General features: G+C 68.4%; 1 protein-coding gene. It reads left to right on the top strand.

The window, feature by feature from the left end:
* On the top strand, positions 1 to 1,916 hold a 1,916-nt coding region (locus tag Vau01_RS62890), incomplete at both ends, for a LamG-like jellyroll fold domain-containing protein (protein WP_204015423.1).

The following is a 1,916-nucleotide window of genomic DNA, read 5'->3' as shown; positions in this document are numbered from 1 at the left end:
TGAAGATTGCCGAGTCGGGGTGGATCACGGCGCGGCAGTGGGTGGTTCCGGCCGGGAAGTTGGTGTGGGGCAAACGCTATTCGTGGACCGTCGGGGCGAAGGACGGTTCGGGTGCGGTGTCGACGTCGCAGACGTTGAACGCCCTTGCCACGCCGGTGCCGCAGCCGCCGATCACGTCGGAGTTGTCGCAGAACGACGGCAAGGGCTTCGAGCCGCAGGTCGGGAACTACACGACGTCGGCGACGGACGCGTCGGTGCCGACGGTGGGTCCGGCGTTGGCGGTGGAGCGGTCGTACAACAGTCAGGATCCGCGGCTGGATGGTGCGTTCGGTGCGGGCTGGGCGTCCATTGTGGACAGCCGGGCCACCGAGTTGAGCAACACGGTGGTGGTCACGTATCCGGGTGGGCAGGATGTGGCGTTCGGCCGTAACGCCGACGGAACGTTTGCGCCGCCGTTGGGCCGGTTCGCGTCGTTCACCCCGGTCACTGGTGGCGGGTACCGGCTGGTTGACAAGGACGGCACCACCTACCTGTTCACCACGCCGTTGACGGCGGGCCGGTTCGGGTTGACGTCGGTCGCCGACGCGCAGGCCCGCGCCACCACGCTGACCTACACCTCGGGTCGGGTATCGAAGCTGACCGCCGCATCCGGCCGGTCGCTCACCCTCACGTGGACGATGCCGACCGGCGCCACCGGCCAGCACGTGGCGACGGTCGCCACCGACCCGGTGACCGCCGGCGACGCGGCGTCGGCGCTCACCTGGTCCTACACCTACACCGGCGATTTGTTGTTGAAGGTGTGCCCGCCGACCTCGGCGTCCGAGTGCGCGTCGTACTCGTATGGGAATGGGACGCGGCATCCGAGTGTGGTGGAGAATGCCGGCCCCCGCTCCTACTGGCGCCTCGGCGACGCGACCGGTTCCACGGTCGCGACCAGCTCGGTGTTGGACAACACCGGCACGGACAACGGCCTCTACGCCAACGTGGCTCTGGGCCAGCCGGGGGTGCTGTCCGGGTCGACGGCGACGGCGGCGGGGTTCAACGGCAGTTCGTCGCGGGTGCAGTTGCCGGCGAAACTCGTGGCCGAGGGCAGCTACCAGGCGGTCTCCCTGTGGTTCAAGACCAGTACGCCGAACGGGGTGTTGTTCTCCTACCAGGCCAACCCGATCAGTAACGCGACGACGACGAGTAACTACACGCCGTCGATCTACATCGGCAACAGCGGCAAGTTGTACGGGCAGTTCTGGACCGGCGGTGTCGGCCCCATCGCGTCGAGCGGGGCGGTGACGGACGGGAACTGGCACCATGTGGTGCTCTCGGGTGCGGGGAACACGCAGTCGCTGTTCCTCGACGGGAACCTGGTCGGGTCGAAGAGTGGTCTGATCCAGATGTACAACGCCGCCAGTGCGGCGAACAGCTATCTGGGTGCCGGGTTCCTCGGCGGCGGCTGGCCCGACCACACCCACACCGGGACGGGGAACACCGGCTACGCCACCTTCTTCACCGGGTCGATGGGTGAGGTTGCCTACTTCGACCACCCCCTCAGTGCCGCTGACGTGACCGCGTTGCGGTCCACCGGGGCGACGACGGCCCGGCCGATGACCTCCGTCATCCGCCCGTCCGGGAACCCGTCCGCGACGATCGCGTATGACCCGAAGTCGGGGTCGTTGACCCAGGTCACCGACACCAACGGCGGGGTGTGGAAGGTCGGCACCCCGACCGTGTCCGGGTCGAGCCAGGTCTACGCCGGCACCGTCCTCGGCGCCGGGCCGGTGGACTATTGGCGGTTGGCGGAGAACGGCACCGTTGATGCGGTCAACCAGGTCAACGGCAATGTCGCCTCCTACAACGCCGTCACCCAGGGCGTCACCGGCGGCCCCCTCGGTGACGCCACCGTGGCCGGGTTCAACGGCACC

It is taken from the genome of Virgisporangium aurantiacum, from assembly GCF_016863635.1.
Classification (GTDB): Bacteria; Actinomycetota; Actinomycetes; order Mycobacteriales; family Micromonosporaceae; genus Virgisporangium; species Virgisporangium aurantiacum.
Note: the sequence above shows the minus strand (reverse complement) of the source record. Positions and strands in the feature narration are given on the sequence as shown.